Here is a 15,345-nt window from a genome sequence, read left to right as displayed (position 1 = left end):
CATATAATTACTTATTGACATAATATGCTAGTTTTAGCATACTTAACATTACATGAATGAAAAACAAGAAAAGCCTCTCAGATGGATTGCAAGCGCCCTTAATGATTTAAAGAAGTTTCCTGAAGATGTACAGGATGTCATGGGTTACGCTCTTGATTTGGCACAACATGGCCAAAAACACCCTGATGCAAAACCTTTATGCGGGTTCTCTGGAGCAGGTGTTTTAGAAATTGTAGATGATTTTGATGGGGATACGTATAGGGCAATTTATACTGTTAAATTCGAGGGTGTTATCTACTTACTACATTCATTTCAAAAGAAATCAAAACATGGTATTGCTACACCAAAACAAGATATAGAATTAGTTAAAAAAAGATTGAAAATCGCTCAAGAAAATTATTTACAGCAAACTACCGAAAAAATGGAGTAAAAAAATGTCAGAAGAAAATCAAGTTGAGGTTAGTAGCGGAAATGTATTTGCTGACTTATGTTTATCTAATCCTGAAGAAAGATTATTGAAAGCCGAGTTAGTCCGTAAAATCAGTGAAATCATTACTAATCTAAATTTAACACAAGTTCAAGCAGCCGAAATTCTAGGCATAGATCAACCAAAAGTTTCTCTACTAATTAGAGGTAGATTAAGTGGTTTTTCAACTGATAGATTGATGGACTATCTAAATAAGTTAGGTAGTGATGTAGAGATTACAGTTAAACCTAAACCTGAAAATCGCAAGTTTGCTCAGATAATTGTAGTCTGATAATTATTATTCATTATTCAGATCCCCGACTTCTTTAAGAAGTCGGGGATCTAGGTCTTGATTAAATATACGTACTTGATGTAAACTATACGTATCTAATCATCACCCAGAATATGAATGTCAAGCCACTGCGGTTTCTCGTTGTAGAAGATCATCCAGAAGTAGCGCAAAATAATTGTGATTTTTTGAGAAAGTTCGATTCTTCTGCTATTTGTGTCATCGCTTCTACTCCTCAAGAAGCACTACAACGTCTAAAAATAGAAACACCAAATTTAATAGTCCTTGATTTACAATTTGCTTTACCTTCTGGCTCTCAGTCAGCTAAATCTTCTTTAGAACTGTTAGAATTAATTTTTGATACTTATTCCTCTTTAAATATCCTCATCTATAGCAGCGAACCCAGTTGGATGATAAAACTTGTCAAATTCATTAATCATCACTGCGGTGGGTTTGTGGTTGTGAATAAAATGGAACGACGCAAATATTTTTTAGCAGGAGTTGAAAATGCGCTGAATGGAGAATTGAAACTGCCTAGAGAATTACGTCAAGAATTAAATTTGAACAAGAAAGAATTGGAAATTCTCAGGCTATTATGTCATGAATCCTTAACAGATCAAGCAATAGCGGAACGTCTTCATATATCACTAAGGGTTGTACAGAATCATGTCCAACATCTGAAAGTCAAATTAGGTATTGATGAATTTGAGCAAAAAGACATTAATTCTCGTGTTGCACTATGTATGATAGCACTTAAGCGTAAATTATTATTTTTATAATTGAGTTACAGCACTTTGTCTAGAGGTACAACCGGAAAATTAGTAATTTGAGTTAGTATTGTGTGAAATATCAGTAACACGGTAACAGGTTATAACTCATATTACCAATTACCAATTACCAATCCCCAACTGCTATGATAGCTACCCACAATCCCGCTGTTTTTGTTTTGGTAATTGAACCAGATGAAACTTTAGCTAATCAGTTAGCTTCTGATTTACAAGAAGCTGGCTATGATGCAATTGTGACTCATGATGCAGCTAATGGATTACAATACTGTCGTGATGGGTCCGCCGAACAAAGCCATCGCCAACCTGCTTTAATTGTTGTAGATCGAATGCTTGTCGGCGAATCAGGACTATCTTTCTGTAAACATCTCAGAAATATTGGTAATCGTTCCCCTGTACTGATTTTAATGGCTAGAGATACAGTAGATGATCGCATAGCCTGTTTAGATGCTGGCGCTGATGATTACATCCTGAAACCTTACCGTTCGGAAGATTTTTTAAGGCTGATTCGTCTCTATCTCAAACCTGATATTGATACCACAGAGCAATTACGCTTTGGGGACTTGGTTTTGGATCTAGGAACACGTCGGGCTATTTATAACAGTAAAGCCATTGACTTAACCATGAAAGAATTTGAACTATTAAAATTCTTAATGGAACATCCCCGTGAAGTATTAACCCGCGACAAAATTTTAGAAAATGTTTGGGGTTACGACTTTATGGGTGAGTCTAATGTCATTGAAGTGTATATTCGTTATCTCCGTCTCAAAATCGAAGAAGAAGGTCAAAAACGCCTGATTCAAACTGTACGCGGTGTAGGTTACGTCCTCAGAGATTCGTGAAAATCCATAAAATAAGAAATAATCACGAATACAATCGAAAATTGTGGGCAATTTTGCATAAATTAAGTAAGATAGTCGGAATCTAAATTGCAGTAAATAATTCAATTGCTAATTTGGTAAGAGGTAATTGGTAAAATTATCACTTTTTCCCTATTCCCTATTCCCTTTATCACTTATGATTTCTTGGCTTAGTTTATGTTCAATATTACTTAGTATCTTATTGATGGGCTGTTCATCCCCAACCACAGCTAAATCTCCAGCAGTGACACCAGAATCATCAACCCAAACATCAGTAAATGCTGGTCAAAATTTGCCAATTTCGGCTTTTGCTACTCTTCCTAAAGGTACAAAAATTCAGTTAGAAGTAGCACGAACACAAAAACAGCAACAGATGGGTTTAATGTATAGACCGGCTTTACCAGATAACCGAGGAATGCTGTTTATTTTTCCGAACCCACAACCAGTAAAATTTTGGATGAAGAATGTACCTGTTGCTTTAGATATGGTATTTCTCCAGAAAGGTATAGTTAAATATATACAAGTATCTGCTCCTGGTTGCAGTAGAGAACCTTGTGCTACTTATGGTCCTGATGTACTTATAGATCAAGTAATTGAACTGAGGTCAGGACGAGCCAAAGAACTAGGTTTACAGCCAGGAAATCAGGTGAAAATTGATTTTTTAACTCCTAAAGCTATTCAGTAGACAGTATCAACATTTATTCATCATGAGCCTATGCAAAAATAGCATGGGTTTTGATTCTAAATTCGGATATGATACAGATTTTTTTGCAAAAATATTACCTAACCTGGCATAAATAGTGGTAAAAAGGTTAATATTTAGCAGTAGCCTGAATAACATCAAATTCTAAGTTTTCCTAGTTATAGCAGAAGGCAAGAGGCAAAAGTCAAAGCTTCATCGTCACTGAGTTTGAGCTTTTAATAATGTTATAACCTCCTTGTTTACCACTGTAAAATTATAACTTCAGAGTTTGGTAACAAAAATCTCCCTTTTGACGCAAGTGTAAATGGTCGCCAATAGAGGATTATATTCTATAAACTCTTTGTTACTTAAACCAGGACAAAAGAACTGGAGGATGTTAATGGTAACACTAACATCATGGTTAAAATATTACCTAAATATTATCCTGATGGGATACATAAGTCACCGTACTAGGGATTTACACCGTGATTATAAGTACCTTGGGCTGGTAGTACATCCTGTGAGATTAATGCTTTAAAAAAGGGTTATTTAGAAGAATATAATATTTTTTTATACAACCTGTAATTTTCAATCTACCTCCCACAAAGTGACACATAAAATACTGGCTATAGAGTACCCACAAAATTAGATAACCAATCTAAAATCATCAATTCTACCCAAGAATCTAAGATACAAATGGCACCATCAAGATATTCTCGGCTAATTAATTTTCTCCAGGAAGATTTGGCAATTTCCGCCGCTTCCCTAGCTGTAGCATTACGTAATCGTGATCAAGATCCTGGTTCTTTAACCATGACACTTTGGCAATATGGGTTAATTACCCTAGAACAGTTAGAACAAATTTATGATTGGCTAGAAACGGCATAGGAAAGAGGTGACAGGTAACAGTTAAGAGGGAAGAGGCAAAAGGGAAGATCAATTACCAATTACCCATTACCAATTACCCATTACCAATTACCAATTATGCAAAAACTTTTGCTGCTGCTGCTATACCAGCACCGGGGGTGAAGTTTTCATGACCAACTTGGGGCAGGACAACTTCTAAAGAAGCAATACAGCTAAGGATATCTCTATCGCTGACAAAACCCAAGTGACCTATGCGGAAAATTTTATTACTCAGATGGTCTTGACCACCGGCTAAAGCAATATCAAACCGTTTTTTCATCAAAGAACGAATTTTATCTGTTTCGATGCCTGGGGTAGCTACAGCGGTAATAGCAGGACTTGCACATTCATCAGCAGCAAACAACGATAAATTTAACGCCTTCATAGCCGCACGAGTAGCATTTTTTTGGCGGTCATGACGGGTAAAAATGGCTTCCAATCCTTCCTTTTTCATCATTCCCAAGGTGGTATGTAGCGCCACCATTAAGTTGACAGGAGGAGTAAAGGGAGTGGTATTTTTAGCGGTAGCTTTACGATATTTACCTAAATCTAAATAATACTTAGGCAATTTTGCAGTTTTGTAAGCTTCCCAAGCTTTAGGACTGACGGAGACAAATCCTAAACCGGGAGGAATCATATAGCCTTTTTGAGAACCGGAAGCGACTACATCCAAACCCCAAGCGTCTACAGGGACGTTATAAGCCCCTAAACTGGTGACAGCATCAACAATGATTAAAGCCTCTCCATGTTCTTTAACGTGGCGGTTGATAGCTTCTAGGTCGTTAATAACGCCTGTTGAGGTTTCGCTGTGGGTGATAATCACAGCTTTGATTTCTTTGTTGGTATCAGCTTGCAGTTTGGCAGCAAATTCGGCTGGATCCAAGGGTTGTCCCCATTCTGCGGTGACAGTTTCTACACTTAGTCCAAAGGCTTGACCAACTTCTACCCAACGTTCACCAAATTTACCATTAGAACCAACTAAAATGCGATCGCCTGCAGAAAGGAAATTAATCATTCCCGCTTCTACAGCACCAGTACCGCTAACATTTAGCATTAATACATCACTGTCCGTTTGATGTAGCCATTTGAGGTTTTCTGTCACCTCTGCCATCATGCTACTAAATTCACTGCTGCGGTGGCCAATGGGGTGTTTGGCTAATGCTAGTAAAGCCGCTTCTGGGACTGGGGTAGGACCAGGAATCATCAGCATCAATTTATCGTCCATGTTTGTGTCCTAGTTGAAAATTTCAATACAATATAAATTAACCCCTCTAGGGGATAAAAATCCAAAAAACAACCCACTAAAATCTATTGTGGGTTTTGCTACACCATATTTTTTGCCACTGTCTGCCTGTTGACACTTTATCAGCAATCTACTTTATCACCGAAATGATTAATAGACCAACGGTGATCAATTAGTAAAGAGGAAGATTGAAAAGTTTCTTCGAGTCGCTTTTGTTGGGATGCAGCTTTTCGCAGGGTAATAATTAGTTGATTGACTTGATTTCGGAGTTCTTTGTCCAGACCGATAGAAGTCATTGTTTGCTTTTCTAAAAGTTGAAGTATAAGTTCGTAATGGATAGGAGAGGGTAAAGGAATTGGCTTCATGGAATTTATTGTAAAATTACAACTTAGGGATTTTTAATTTTCAATTAGTTAAGTTTTAACTAACCCTCAGTTAATTGTTACACAGGAAATAACTAATTGCCTTTAGGCAAGGGGCAAAAGATTATGATTAGAGAACTCCACAAAAAAATGAACTGCTTGCAGCAGCGCTTCGCTATCCAATGGTATCTGGTCCCTCCTTGTATTATTAGGGGACTTTTCGGCCCGCACTACAAGAAGTTTTGGGATATTTTTTAAATTGGAAGTCTCTTATACTCAAAACGGCTAGAAGCTGGACTTTTTTATCATCCAAAGAACCAAGTTCAAAGCTTCTCCAATCATAAAAGCTGCTCCTTTTCCCTCCCTTGTAGGGGCTACGGTGTACACACATCTCTAGACAGGATGCTAAACGTGATCCGATCCCCCTAAATCCCCCTTAAAAAGGGGGACTTTGAAGAATTTAGCCCCCCTTTTTAAGGCTACGGTGTACACACATCTCTAGACAGGATGCTAAACGTGATCCGATCCCCCTAAATCCCCCTTAAAAAGGGGGACTTTGAAGAATTTAGCCCCCCTTATAAAGGCTACGGTGTATACACATCTCTAGACAGGATGCTAAACGTGATCCGATCCCCCTAAATCCCCCTTAAAAAGGGGGACTTTGAAGAATTTAGCCCCCCTTATAAAGGCTACGGTGTATACACATCTCTAGACAGGATGCTAAACGTGATCCGATCCCCCTAAATCCCCCTTAAAAAGGGGGACTTTGAAGAATTTAGCCCCCCTTTTTAAGGGGGGTTGGGGGGATCTAAACGTTGTGGGGCAACTCTAGAAGACTTGTGTGTACACCGTAGCTTGTAGGGGAGGGTCAGGGAGGGGTGCGGGGAGAGGTTTACAAGAGGGGTTTCATACTTGGTTAAACTATGAACCGTTTGCAGTATAACCAAACAGATTGGTGATTGCTAACTGAGGATCTGGCTGTTTGACCAAGGATTCACCAATCAGTACAGCAGATGCACCTGCTTTTTTAACTACACTTAAATCCTCTGGGTGATGTAATCCTGATTCACTGACTACAAGAATGTTCTTGGCTTGTAATTGTTCACCTCTAGCTGTCATTAACTGACAAGTAGTTTGCAAGTCAACAGAAAAATCTTCTAAATTGCGATTATTAATCCCAATTAAAGAAACACCATCTAAAGCTAAAACCCGATCTAATTCTTCTAAATTATGGACTTCTATTAAAGCTGCCATTTTTAGGTTATTGGCAATTTTGATAAAGTATTGCAAATCTTGATCATTGAGAATTGCTGCTATTAATAAAACTGCATCTGCTCCATGAATTCGCGCCCAATACATTTGGTAGGGATAGATGATAAAATCTTTACATAGCAATGGTAAATCTACCGCAGCACGGACACGCAATAGATTTTCAAAACTACCTTGAAAAAATTTCACATCTGTCAGCACAGAGAGACAACTAGCACCACCTGCTTGATAAGATTGAGCGATCGCTACTGGGTCAAAATCTGCCCTAAATACCCCTTTACTGGGAGAAGCTTTTTTTACTTCTGCAATTAAAGCCGGATTAGTTTTGCCTTGACGTAAAGCGGCTACAAAATCACAAGTTGGTGGTGCAGATAGGGCTTGTGTTTGCAATTCCCGCAAAGGTAGCCTTTCCCGCATTTTTTCAACTTCTGTTTCTTTTTGCCAAACAATTTCTTCTAAAATGTTATTCGGTGCAGCCCCTTCTATAGCGGATCGATATTGAAGTATAGAAATATTAATAACTGTGCCGGGTGAACGACGACGGATTTGCATATTTTTTAATTTTAGATTTTGGATTGGGAATTAATAATAGACATCTTCAGAAACGCGTATTTTCTAGAATCTTTGTAGAGACGTTCCATGGAACGTCTCTACATCTTTCACAGGAAATGTCTAATTGAGAACTGAATAATTTTCAATTAACTAACTAACGCCCGTTTATAAGCTTCATCCAGAACTTCTGAAAGCGTTGGGTGAGCATGAACCAGGTAAGCGAGAGTTTGGATAGATTGACGATTAGCAATAGCGGCTGCGGCTTCGTGAATTAGATCCGAGGCGTGGGGACCAAAGATGTGTACACCTAAGACCTCGCCAGTATCTTTACGATAAATTACCTTCGTCATGCCATCAGTATCATTTTCAGCCAAAGCTTTGGAATTACCTTTAAAGTAACTCTTACTGGTGGCAATTTCAAAACCTTCAGTTAAACCTAAAGCATGGGCGGCTGTTTCTGTCAAGCCCACATAACTAACTTCTGGATGGGTAAAAGCGGCCGCAGGAATGCTGCGATAGTCAACTGTTTTGTGACGACCCATCATATTTTCTACAGCAATGATACCTTGAGCCGATGCCGTATGAGCTAACATCATTTTTCCGGTAGCATCACCAATAGCCCAGAGATAGGGGACAACTTCCCCGGCTAATAATACCGCCATATTATCATTTACAGGGATAAAATTGCGGCGGTCAAGTTCCACGCCAACAGATTCTAAACCGAGATTTTGAGTAGCGGGAACACGACCTGTAGCGACTAAGCAAGCATCAACTTCCAGAACTTCTAAATCTTCTTTTGTTTCAAAGTCAGCCAACTCAATCACTACTGGTGAACCAGGGATGACTTTTTTGGCATAAATACCAACTTTGGTTTCAATATCACGGGGGTTAATTAAGACCCGTTCTGCCAATTTAGCGATATCGCGGTCAAACCCTGGCATTAACTCACTCAAAGCTTCAATCAAGGTAATTTCACAACCCAAAGCCGAGTAAACATCAGAAAATTCTAACCCTATGTAACCACTACCAATAATCGCTACCCACTTGGGTAGAGTTTCTAATTTAACGCCTTGATCACTGGTAAATACAGTTTTGCCATCTACTTCAATTCCGGGGGGAACGAAGGGGACAGAACCGGGGGAAAGGATGATATTTTGGGCAGTAATGGTTTTTTCACCACTTTCTGTAACGATGGTAACTTTTTGTATGCCAGATACCTTACCCCAACCCCGAATAATATCAACTCCCAAGCGTTTGAGACTGTTGGTTAAGTCTCCTTGAATTTTGGAGACGAGATTGTTAGCATGATCAGCGATCGCTTGCCGTTCAAATTCGACATTACCAATTTGTATTCCCAAAGACTTGAGGTGATGGGCATTGCGTAATTCTCTAACTTTTCCGGAAGCTGCCAGCAATGCCTTAGAAGGAATACAGCCCCTGTTTACACAGGTTCCTCCCATATCCCCAGCTTCAATAATCGCTGTTTTCTGACCGCAACTGATAGCGTGTAAGGCAGCACCATGTCCACCTACACCAGCGCCGATAATCACTAAATCGTAATCAAATCCAGGACTCACTTTTATTTCCCCGTTGTCTTCACCTATTTTCTACTATATAAAACCTAGACAAAGCTAGACTTTATTTTCTACTTCAACAGGAGCATGGGAGCGGTTATCCCTGGTGTAGACTTACACGCTGTAGCCCAACGCAATCTTTCTAATACTTCAGAGTTCAAAAAGACTATCACTATCATTGCTTGGTTTTTGCATCAGCAATAGTCTTATTCAATACTTGATATCTTGGCAATTATATCTCAAGTATTTGATTTTCTCAACTAAAACATCAGGGCTTTTGTCAACACAAGTAGGGCTTGCCGAATCAAGTTAGTAGGTAGGGGCGAATGGCCATTCGCCGGTACAGGAGTTAATGAACCACGTATCTCTGACGAGACCGGAGGGATATAGAGACCAAGGACACGAAGGAAAAAGGCAGAAGGAAGAGGTGAAAATGCAAGAGTTTTAAACATTTATTGTCAATAATCTTGCACTTGTTTGCTTATAAAACCCTTTTGACTAACTCTTACAGCGATTTCCAATCATATAAGGTACATCTTAGCCCCCTCATCGCTTGCGGGGAGGGGGTTGGGGGCTGACAGGTGTAGGTTTTTAATATTCTCTGTAAAGGCAAGACCAGGAAGACAAGGAGGGATAGTAGACAAGGAAGATTTTATCCATAAAATACCCAATTTATGGTTTGTTTTATGACCAATCATCCATTTCTTGTCCGGTTTTCCTCCCTTGTCACCTTGTCTGCCTTGTCTTCCAAGTCCTGTCCTCACCCAATTGTAAAAAACCTACACCTGTCAGGGGGGTTGGGGGTGGGGTTCTTGTTCCGGGTTTGATGACAATTTGCTGTAACTTAACTTTTGTGTCTTTCTTTACAAAAAATAACGGAGAAGCTCTTGTGTCTCCCCGTTATTTTTTCAAAGCGTTTGATCAAGTTTGTTCTTAACCAATAGCCGCTCTTAATTTTTTGAGCAATGTACCAATGGCTACGAAATCTTTGTCTTGTGAAATTTTTTGCAAAGTTACCGGACTGCTTGTTACAACAATTTGGTTATATGCATTGATAGCATCACTCAGTTTATTAATGTTTACAGTTGGTGCTGCACCCTGAGCGATGATTAAACCTTTTAGTGCTTTATTACTAGCTACTAGCTGCTCTTGTGGTAACTGAGCTGAAGGAAAACTTGATGGAATAGAACCGTTGGGCGATTCCACAATACCACCAAGAGCTTCTGTCAGCGCACCTGCTAATGCTAAACTAACACCTGCGCCACCCAAATTTGCGGTTACTGCTGCTTCTGTTGCCTGCCCGACTGCACCACCGCCAAGAATAGCAGCAGCAGTAGCATCACCACGTCCAACAACCGCGACACCAGGAGCGCCACCTCCATCAGTCGTGCCACCTCCACCAGCAGTGCCACCTCCATCAGTCGTGCCACCTCCACCAGTCGTGCCACCTCCATCAGCCGCTGCACTCTGTATAGCAGCAGCCGCAGCAGCAGTAACTTCTGCGGCTGCGGCAGGTGAAACGGTAATAGTACCACCTGGTCCCACACTGACATTAGGTGATGCTGCTACTGGAGCAGCACCGCCACCTCCACCGCCACCTCCAGCAGCCGCGCCACCTCCATCAGCCGGTGCGGAAAAAATGGTAGTTGTTGACCCACTAGTTGCAGCACCACTTGGAGTGCCAGCGGTACCCTTACTTGGACCGATAATTTGCGCTTGGTTTGGTAATTGCCAAGCAACGGACATTAAGGGACTAAGACTGAGAGCCAAAATGAGATTTCTGATTTTTAACATGATGATTATCTAGATAAAAAAGTATTTACTTAGGTAAGAAGTTGAAACCATAACCTACGCTCAACACAAATACTCTGCCACCGCTGCTGTTATCTGTGAGATCCGCACCCTGGGCTGTAATTGTTAAGGGTATAGTAGGCACGGGAACAAAGGAAGCCCCGATGTTTAAACCAACTCCACTCCAACCAAAACCTACACCAACCTGGGGATGAACTTGCACACCTACTCCACCAAATACACCAGTGCTGGCATTACCTTGTCGGAAGTCTCCACCACCTGCTCCTGCGGAAAAGGAGATGGGCATTGGATTAACAGAATCGTTAGGCCGTAAGAGAGAGTAAGTTGTAACTACACCATAAGCACTGGAATCTCTAACACCTTCATTACCATACTGAGCAAAGGTCTTCCAGCCAGCAGCTACACCAACTTGATTTGTTCCTTTAGCATAAGCAATCCGGTGAACTTTGAGGTCAAAAGTTCCATTTGCTCCGAACTTTTTGATACTACCGTTAGTATAGGCAAATTCTAGACCAACGAGTTTTTGGGAATTTCCTAAACCAAAACCTAAGCTGGTACTCCCATCAAGAGGATTATCGCCGCTCTTAGAGCTCCTGGTTGCCCCTGATGCTCCTACGAATACATCACCCCAACCAGCGCCGAAAGCACTGGGTCCGCCAAAGCTAAGTCCAGGTGCATATGTACGCTTGGCTGCCGATGCTGGCAGTGGTGGTTTAACGAGGGGTTCAATTAATAATTGCTGGCGTAAGTTGTCAACATCAATTGGACTGTTATCACTAGTTCCAGGAGAGTTTGTTTGGGCAATTAACTGTGGTTGTTTTTGAGCAACAATAGATGCTGCCTTTTTTCCCAATTTTATTTTTTCCGCTAGTACTTGTTTGAGATCCGGTAAGTTAGTCTCTAAAGCGGTTTGATTAGTGATTAAGTCTTCACTGCTATGGTTTCTAGAAGCTACTTCACCAGCCGCAGAAGCAGGAGTAACTGAAAGAGCAGTAGTCAACCACATATAACTCAAACAGGTTGTGCCTATAAATTGCACCCAATTGGGCCGTAACAACATACATAAAAATTTTGCTTTTTTCAAAGTTCTACTCCCCACAAAGTTGATATGCGATTAAAAACGTGTCCAAAGTTAATTTCACAAAAAAAATCATCCAATATCATTTTGAGTGCAACTTTTACACAGCTTTTTGTAAAAAATAAGTTAGCAGTGTGCTAATAGCTTGATGATAAGCTAACGTTTTCACAAACTGTAACTAAGCTACCCATCACACTCACAAGATAAGAGAACTCCACAAAAAAGATTATCCAATTTTGTGGGATGGGCATCTTGCCCGTCCTTGTATTATTAGCGGGCAAGATGCCCGCACCACAAGAAATTTTGGGATATTTTTTTAATTGGAAATCTCTAAATAATTTTACTTTTGTGAAACTATCAAAATTATACCAGTTATAATAAAAATGTCTAGATACAAAATGTATTTTTCTCAATAGTTAATTAACTTAACAAAAATACAGAAGTTTATGGACGTGGTATTAACGATACAGCATTTCCTGCTGTTATGAGGTACATCATAGCCCCCTCTCGAAGAGCGGGTTGGGGTTGGGGGTGGGGTTCGTGTACCTCACTCAATCAAGAACCGCTGTAATTGAATCCTAGATTGTAGATTAAATAATCTAGGATTTCTATGTTTGCATTTTACTCCAATTGCTTGAGGTGATATTACTGTAGTCTCGGTCTAAATCTCTGCCTAAAATCAGCTTTATTTTTTAAGGGGATGTAGAAACCCCATCTTCAACGAAGAAAGATGGGGTAGTTCATTTTGTATATTCATAAAATACCATCTGGGGAATTAATAAATCATCTTGTAATTTCCCGATTCCTAAAAAATTAGTTTCTGTTTCATAAACTCGGACAAACTCGCCAATAGCAAGATTGAGGGGAATTTTTTGACCTTGACACCATTTTTTTGCAGATTCTGCTGGCAAATTTAGAGATTTGAGATGTTGTAATGGGGTGTCTGGGGATATGGGTTGAAATGTGCCGTTTTCGATTTGGGTTGCTAAATCTGTGAAGGTGAGACTGGTGGGAATCTGAAAACTGCTGCTTTCTGTGCGGATTAGGGCGGACAGAGTGCCACCTGTATTTAATATTGTACCTAAATCACGGGCGATGGCGCGAATATATGTTCCCGTACCACAAGCTATGGCTACATCTAATTCTGGAAAATCTCCGTCTCGCCAATCTAATACCTGAATTTGGGAAATTTCTACTGTTCGCACGGGAACTTCGACTATTTCCCCTTTCCGCGCTAAATCATACAGGCGTTTGCCATCAACTTGAATGGCGCTGTAACTGGGGGGAATTTGCTCAATTTTACCGATAAACTGGTCAAGTGCAGTTTTTATATGTTCCAAATCCAACCCTGGACAAGGTGCGGAGGCAATAATTTCCCCTTCTAAATCATCAGTAGTAGTTTGTACCCCTAGCCGAATAGTGGCTTGATAAGCCTTTTCTCCCGGTAAATATTGTAATAATCTGGTGGCTCTACCCAGAGCCATCGGTAATACTCCAGTAGCTTTGGGATCTAAAGTTCCTGCGTGTCCGACTCGTTTCATGTTCAGTAGTTTTCGGACTTTGGCTACGCAGTCATGAGAAGTCCAGTCAAATGGTTTGTTTAAATTAAGAAAGCCTTGCACAATTTTAGATTTTATAGTTGAGATTTTTGTATTTTTACACAAATTGTTAAAACTAGGAAAACGCCAACAAATCTAGGAGAGAAATACCGATACCCAGCATCCAAAATCCAAAGCGGATGATGGTATGAGAAAATTCTTTTTTGACGGGGTTGGTTTCTTGGAGATTATCACCTAAAACTGGTGCTAATTTGAGATGATTAAGGGACTGGACAAGATTTAAACCGAGAGACTGACTAGAAATACTTTGAGCATAGGCGGCATTAAGATAGGAAAGATATTCTGATTTTCCGGCTATATAAGTTTGAAAGAAAGGTAAACTCAAAGCATTCATGTAATTGTATGCCTGTTCAGCATCACCTACCATATCTGTTGATAGTGCCATTTGTGTACTATCAGGATTGCTATTACCAATGGTGGAAAAATGAGTACCACCAAGTAGCATAACTAAATATTTTTGAGGATGAGTAATCCACGAAAAAGGGACAATTTGCTCATATAAGGCTGGGGCAACAGTATCTTCACTGCTACCAATCATCATGATTGGGGTGTGAATTTGGCTTAAACCAACTTGTCCGAAAATAGAACTGGTGATAGGATTAACAGCGATCGCAGCTTTGATCCTAGGATCTTGTAAATTATATTCTTCTCGTGACTGGTTTGGCAATTCTAACGCTCGACATTGCAACATTAAAGACATATTCCAAGTATTTCGCAATTTGTCGCCATGACAGTCTTTTTGTAATTGCTGAAAGTTAATTTTTGCCCCCGCTAAAGCTAAGGCAGTATAACCCCCTAAAGACTGACCAAATATTCCTACTTGTTCTAAGTTCAACCGATGCTGAAATTGTGAATCTGACTCTAATTGATCTAAAATATATTTTATATCTAAAGGTCTATCTTTAAATTCATTGGGATGTGCAACTTGATTACTACTACCCTGAATTAAAGATTGTAATTGTTGAACATCACTACCTGGATGATTGGGAATAATTACAGCAAAACCATATTTAGCTAAATGATTTGCTAAATAACGAAAGTTACTACTGTCTAAACCTAATCCATGAGAAATAACAATAACAGGTGCAGGACTTTGGGTATTAGGAATATATATATCTGTAAATAAATGCCGATTACGAATGGAATCAAAGAAGTTTATTGTTTGTTTTTGAATTGATAAATTTGCTGGATTTGGCAATTTTGGTAATTGAGAAAAATTAGTTTGAGAGATTTTAGCAGCTTCTAATTTTGATGTTTGGATTAATGTGGAAATAGTTGTTTCAGTGTCGCTGATCATTTTCTCTAACTCATCAGCAATTTTCATACTAGAAGCCACATCAATATGAATATTATTTTGAGGATATTTACGTAATAAATTTAATAGATTTAACCCTTCTGGTTCAGCCGCTGCGGCAATTAAAGCTGTGCGTAAAGACCCAGATACAAATTTTGGATAATCAGATTTAGTTTTAATTAATTCTGCTAACCTTTGTAATATAAATTCTCCTTGTTGGGTGTCAAGAAATTGAGCAGCTACAGCCGGACTAATTTTCAGCGGTTGAATTAAAATTTTCTTTAATTCTTGCAGTTTACTTGTAGGAATATATTGATAATACCCTGCTAAATCTGCATTAATTATTCCATATTTAGCATAGCTTTCTAAGGCACTAATAGGGATGGAAATTTCTAGTGCTGAATAAGAAGCATGAACTTGTTCTGCTGCCATAACAGAGTTAGTTATCCCAAATGTTGGCAGCAATATTGATAAAACCAGTAATAGAGAATTTTTTCTCAGGGTGCTGCCCCAATTACCAAAAATATTCATCGCTTAACTTGTGTGGTGATGTT

Annotated in this window: 14 protein-coding genes; 6 read left to right on the top strand and 8 right to left on the bottom strand. The window is 39.5% G+C overall.

Features of this window, described 5'->3' with window-relative positions; genetic code table 11:
• Positions 1-52: 52 nt before the first annotated feature.
• From EZY12_05085 to EZY12_05060, 6 genes are all read left to right on the top strand, one after another.
• Positions 53-430, top strand: coding sequence for a type II toxin-antitoxin system RelE/ParE family toxin (locus EZY12_05085; GenBank protein QSX69050.1), 378 nt, complete (start codon positions 53-55; stop codon positions 428-430).
• Positions 431-434: 4 nt separating this feature from the next.
• Positions 435-758: an XRE family transcriptional regulator gene (locus tag EZY12_05080; protein QSX69049.1), complete on the top strand. Its 324-nt coding sequence runs from the start codon at positions 435-437 to the stop codon at positions 756-758.
• A gap of 113 nt (positions 759-871) precedes the next feature.
• Positions 872-1,534, top strand: a complete 663-nt coding sequence (locus EZY12_05075; GenBank protein ID QSX69048.1) for a response regulator transcription factor — start codon at positions 872-874, stop codon at positions 1,532-1,534.
• Between the two features lie 134 nt (positions 1,535-1,668).
• Positions 1,669-2,382: a response regulator transcription factor gene (locus tag EZY12_05070; GenBank protein ID QSX69047.1), complete on the top strand. Its 714-nt coding sequence runs from the start codon at positions 1,669-1,671 to the stop codon at positions 2,380-2,382.
• 175 nt (positions 2,383-2,557) lie between these two features.
• On the top strand, positions 2,558-3,085 hold the full coding sequence (locus EZY12_05065) for a DUF192 domain-containing protein (GenBank protein QSX69046.1): 528 nt from the start codon (positions 2,558-2,560) through the stop codon (positions 3,083-3,085).
• A gap of 693 nt (positions 3,086-3,778) precedes the next feature.
• Entirely contained in the window at positions 3,779-3,970 is a 192-nt protein-coding gene (locus EZY12_05060; protein QSX69045.1) for a DUF2949 domain-containing protein, read from the top strand.
• Positions 3,971-4,064: 94 nt separating this feature from the next.
• Here EZY12_05060 and EZY12_05055 read toward each other — a convergent pair whose 3' ends face one another.
• From EZY12_05055 to EZY12_05020, 8 genes are all read right to left on the bottom strand, one after another.
• Entirely contained in the window at positions 4,065-5,213 is a 1,149-nt protein-coding gene (locus EZY12_05055; GenBank protein ID QSX69044.1) for an alanine--glyoxylate aminotransferase family protein, read from the bottom strand.
• Positions 5,214-5,353: 140 nt separating this feature from the next.
• Entirely contained in the window at positions 5,354-5,596 is a 243-nt protein-coding gene (locus EZY12_05050) for a DUF5340 domain-containing protein (GenBank protein ID QSX69043.1), read from the bottom strand.
• A gap of 918 nt (positions 5,597-6,514) precedes the next feature.
• Positions 6,515-7,414 (bottom strand): indole-3-glycerol phosphate synthase TrpC, encoded by a 900-nt coding sequence (trpC, locus tag EZY12_05045; GenBank protein QSX69042.1) that lies wholly within the window; start codon positions 7,412-7,414, stop codon positions 6,515-6,517.
• Positions 7,415-7,560: 146 nt separating this feature from the next.
• Complete coding sequence (lpdA, locus tag EZY12_05040; protein ID QSX69041.1) at positions 7,561-8,991, bottom strand: dihydrolipoyl dehydrogenase; 1,431 nt, start codon at positions 8,989-8,991, stop codon at positions 7,561-7,563.
• 930 nt (positions 8,992-9,921) lie between these two features.
• Positions 9,922-10,782, bottom strand: a complete 861-nt coding sequence (locus EZY12_05035; GenBank protein QSX69040.1) for a hypothetical protein — start codon at positions 10,780-10,782, stop codon at positions 9,922-9,924.
• A 25-nt stretch (positions 10,783-10,807) separates the two neighbouring features.
• Positions 10,808-11,884 carry a hypothetical protein gene (locus tag EZY12_05030; protein ID QSX69039.1) on the bottom strand — a complete coding sequence of 359 codons (1,077 nt, stop codon included), beginning with the start codon at positions 11,882-11,884 and terminating at the stop codon, positions 10,808-10,810.
• 734 nt (positions 11,885-12,618) lie between these two features.
• The gene (gene truB, locus EZY12_05025; GenBank protein ID QSX69038.1) at positions 12,619-13,500 is read right to left on the bottom strand and encodes a tRNA pseudouridine(55) synthase TruB; all 882 of its coding nucleotides are present in this window, start codon (positions 13,498-13,500) and stop codon (positions 12,619-12,621) included.
• Between the two features lie 52 nt (positions 13,501-13,552).
• On the bottom strand, positions 13,553-15,322 hold the full coding sequence (locus EZY12_05020) for an alpha/beta hydrolase (GenBank protein ID QSX69037.1): 1,770 nt from the start codon (positions 15,320-15,322) through the stop codon (positions 13,553-13,555).
• Positions 15,323-15,345 lie beyond the last annotated feature (23 nt).

The sequence above is a fragment of the Dolichospermum sp. DET69 genome (assembly GCA_017355425.1).
In the GTDB taxonomy this organism is placed as follows: Bacteria; Cyanobacteriota; Cyanobacteriia; order Cyanobacteriales; family Nostocaceae; genus Dolichospermum.
The sequence above is the reverse complement of the archived record's forward strand: the minus strand, read 5'-3'. Positions and strand labels throughout refer to the sequence as shown.

What these genes read in the sequence shown, in the direction of transcription:
- trpC (QSX69042.1), bottom strand. Translation starts at nt 7,414, where the DNA reads ATGCAAATCCGTCGTCGTTCACCCGGCACAGTTATTAATATTTCTATA.
- EZY12_05080 (QSX69049.1), top strand. Translation starts at nt 435, where the DNA reads ATGTCAGAAGAAAATCAAGTTGAGGTTAGTAGCGGAAATGTATTTGCT.
- EZY12_05070 (QSX69047.1), top strand. Translation starts at nt 1,669, where the DNA reads ATGATAGCTACCCACAATCCCGCTGTTTTTGTTTTGGTAATTGAACCA.
- EZY12_05085 (QSX69050.1), top strand. Translation starts at nt 53, where the DNA reads ATGAATGAAAAACAAGAAAAGCCTCTCAGATGGATTGCAAGCGCCCTT.
- EZY12_05075 (QSX69048.1), top strand. Translation starts at nt 872, where the DNA reads ATGAATGTCAAGCCACTGCGGTTTCTCGTTGTAGAAGATCATCCAGAA.
- EZY12_05020 (QSX69037.1), bottom strand. Translation starts at nt 15,322, where the DNA reads ATGAATATTTTTGGTAATTGGGGCAGCACCCTGAGAAAAAATTCTCTA.
- EZY12_05055 (QSX69044.1), bottom strand. Translation starts at nt 5,213, where the DNA reads ATGGACGATAAATTGATGCTGATGATTCCTGGTCCTACCCCAGTCCCA.
- EZY12_05065 (QSX69046.1), top strand. Translation starts at nt 2,558, where the DNA reads ATGATTTCTTGGCTTAGTTTATGTTCAATATTACTTAGTATCTTATTG.
- EZY12_05035 (QSX69040.1), bottom strand. Translation starts at nt 10,782, where the DNA reads ATGTTAAAAATCAGAAATCTCATTTTGGCTCTCAGTCTTAGTCCCTTA.
- EZY12_05050 (QSX69043.1), bottom strand. Translation starts at nt 5,596, where the DNA reads ATGAAGCCAATTCCTTTACCCTCTCCTATCCATTACGAACTTATACTT.
- EZY12_05060 (QSX69045.1), top strand. Translation starts at nt 3,779, where the DNA reads ATGGCACCATCAAGATATTCTCGGCTAATTAATTTTCTCCAGGAAGAT.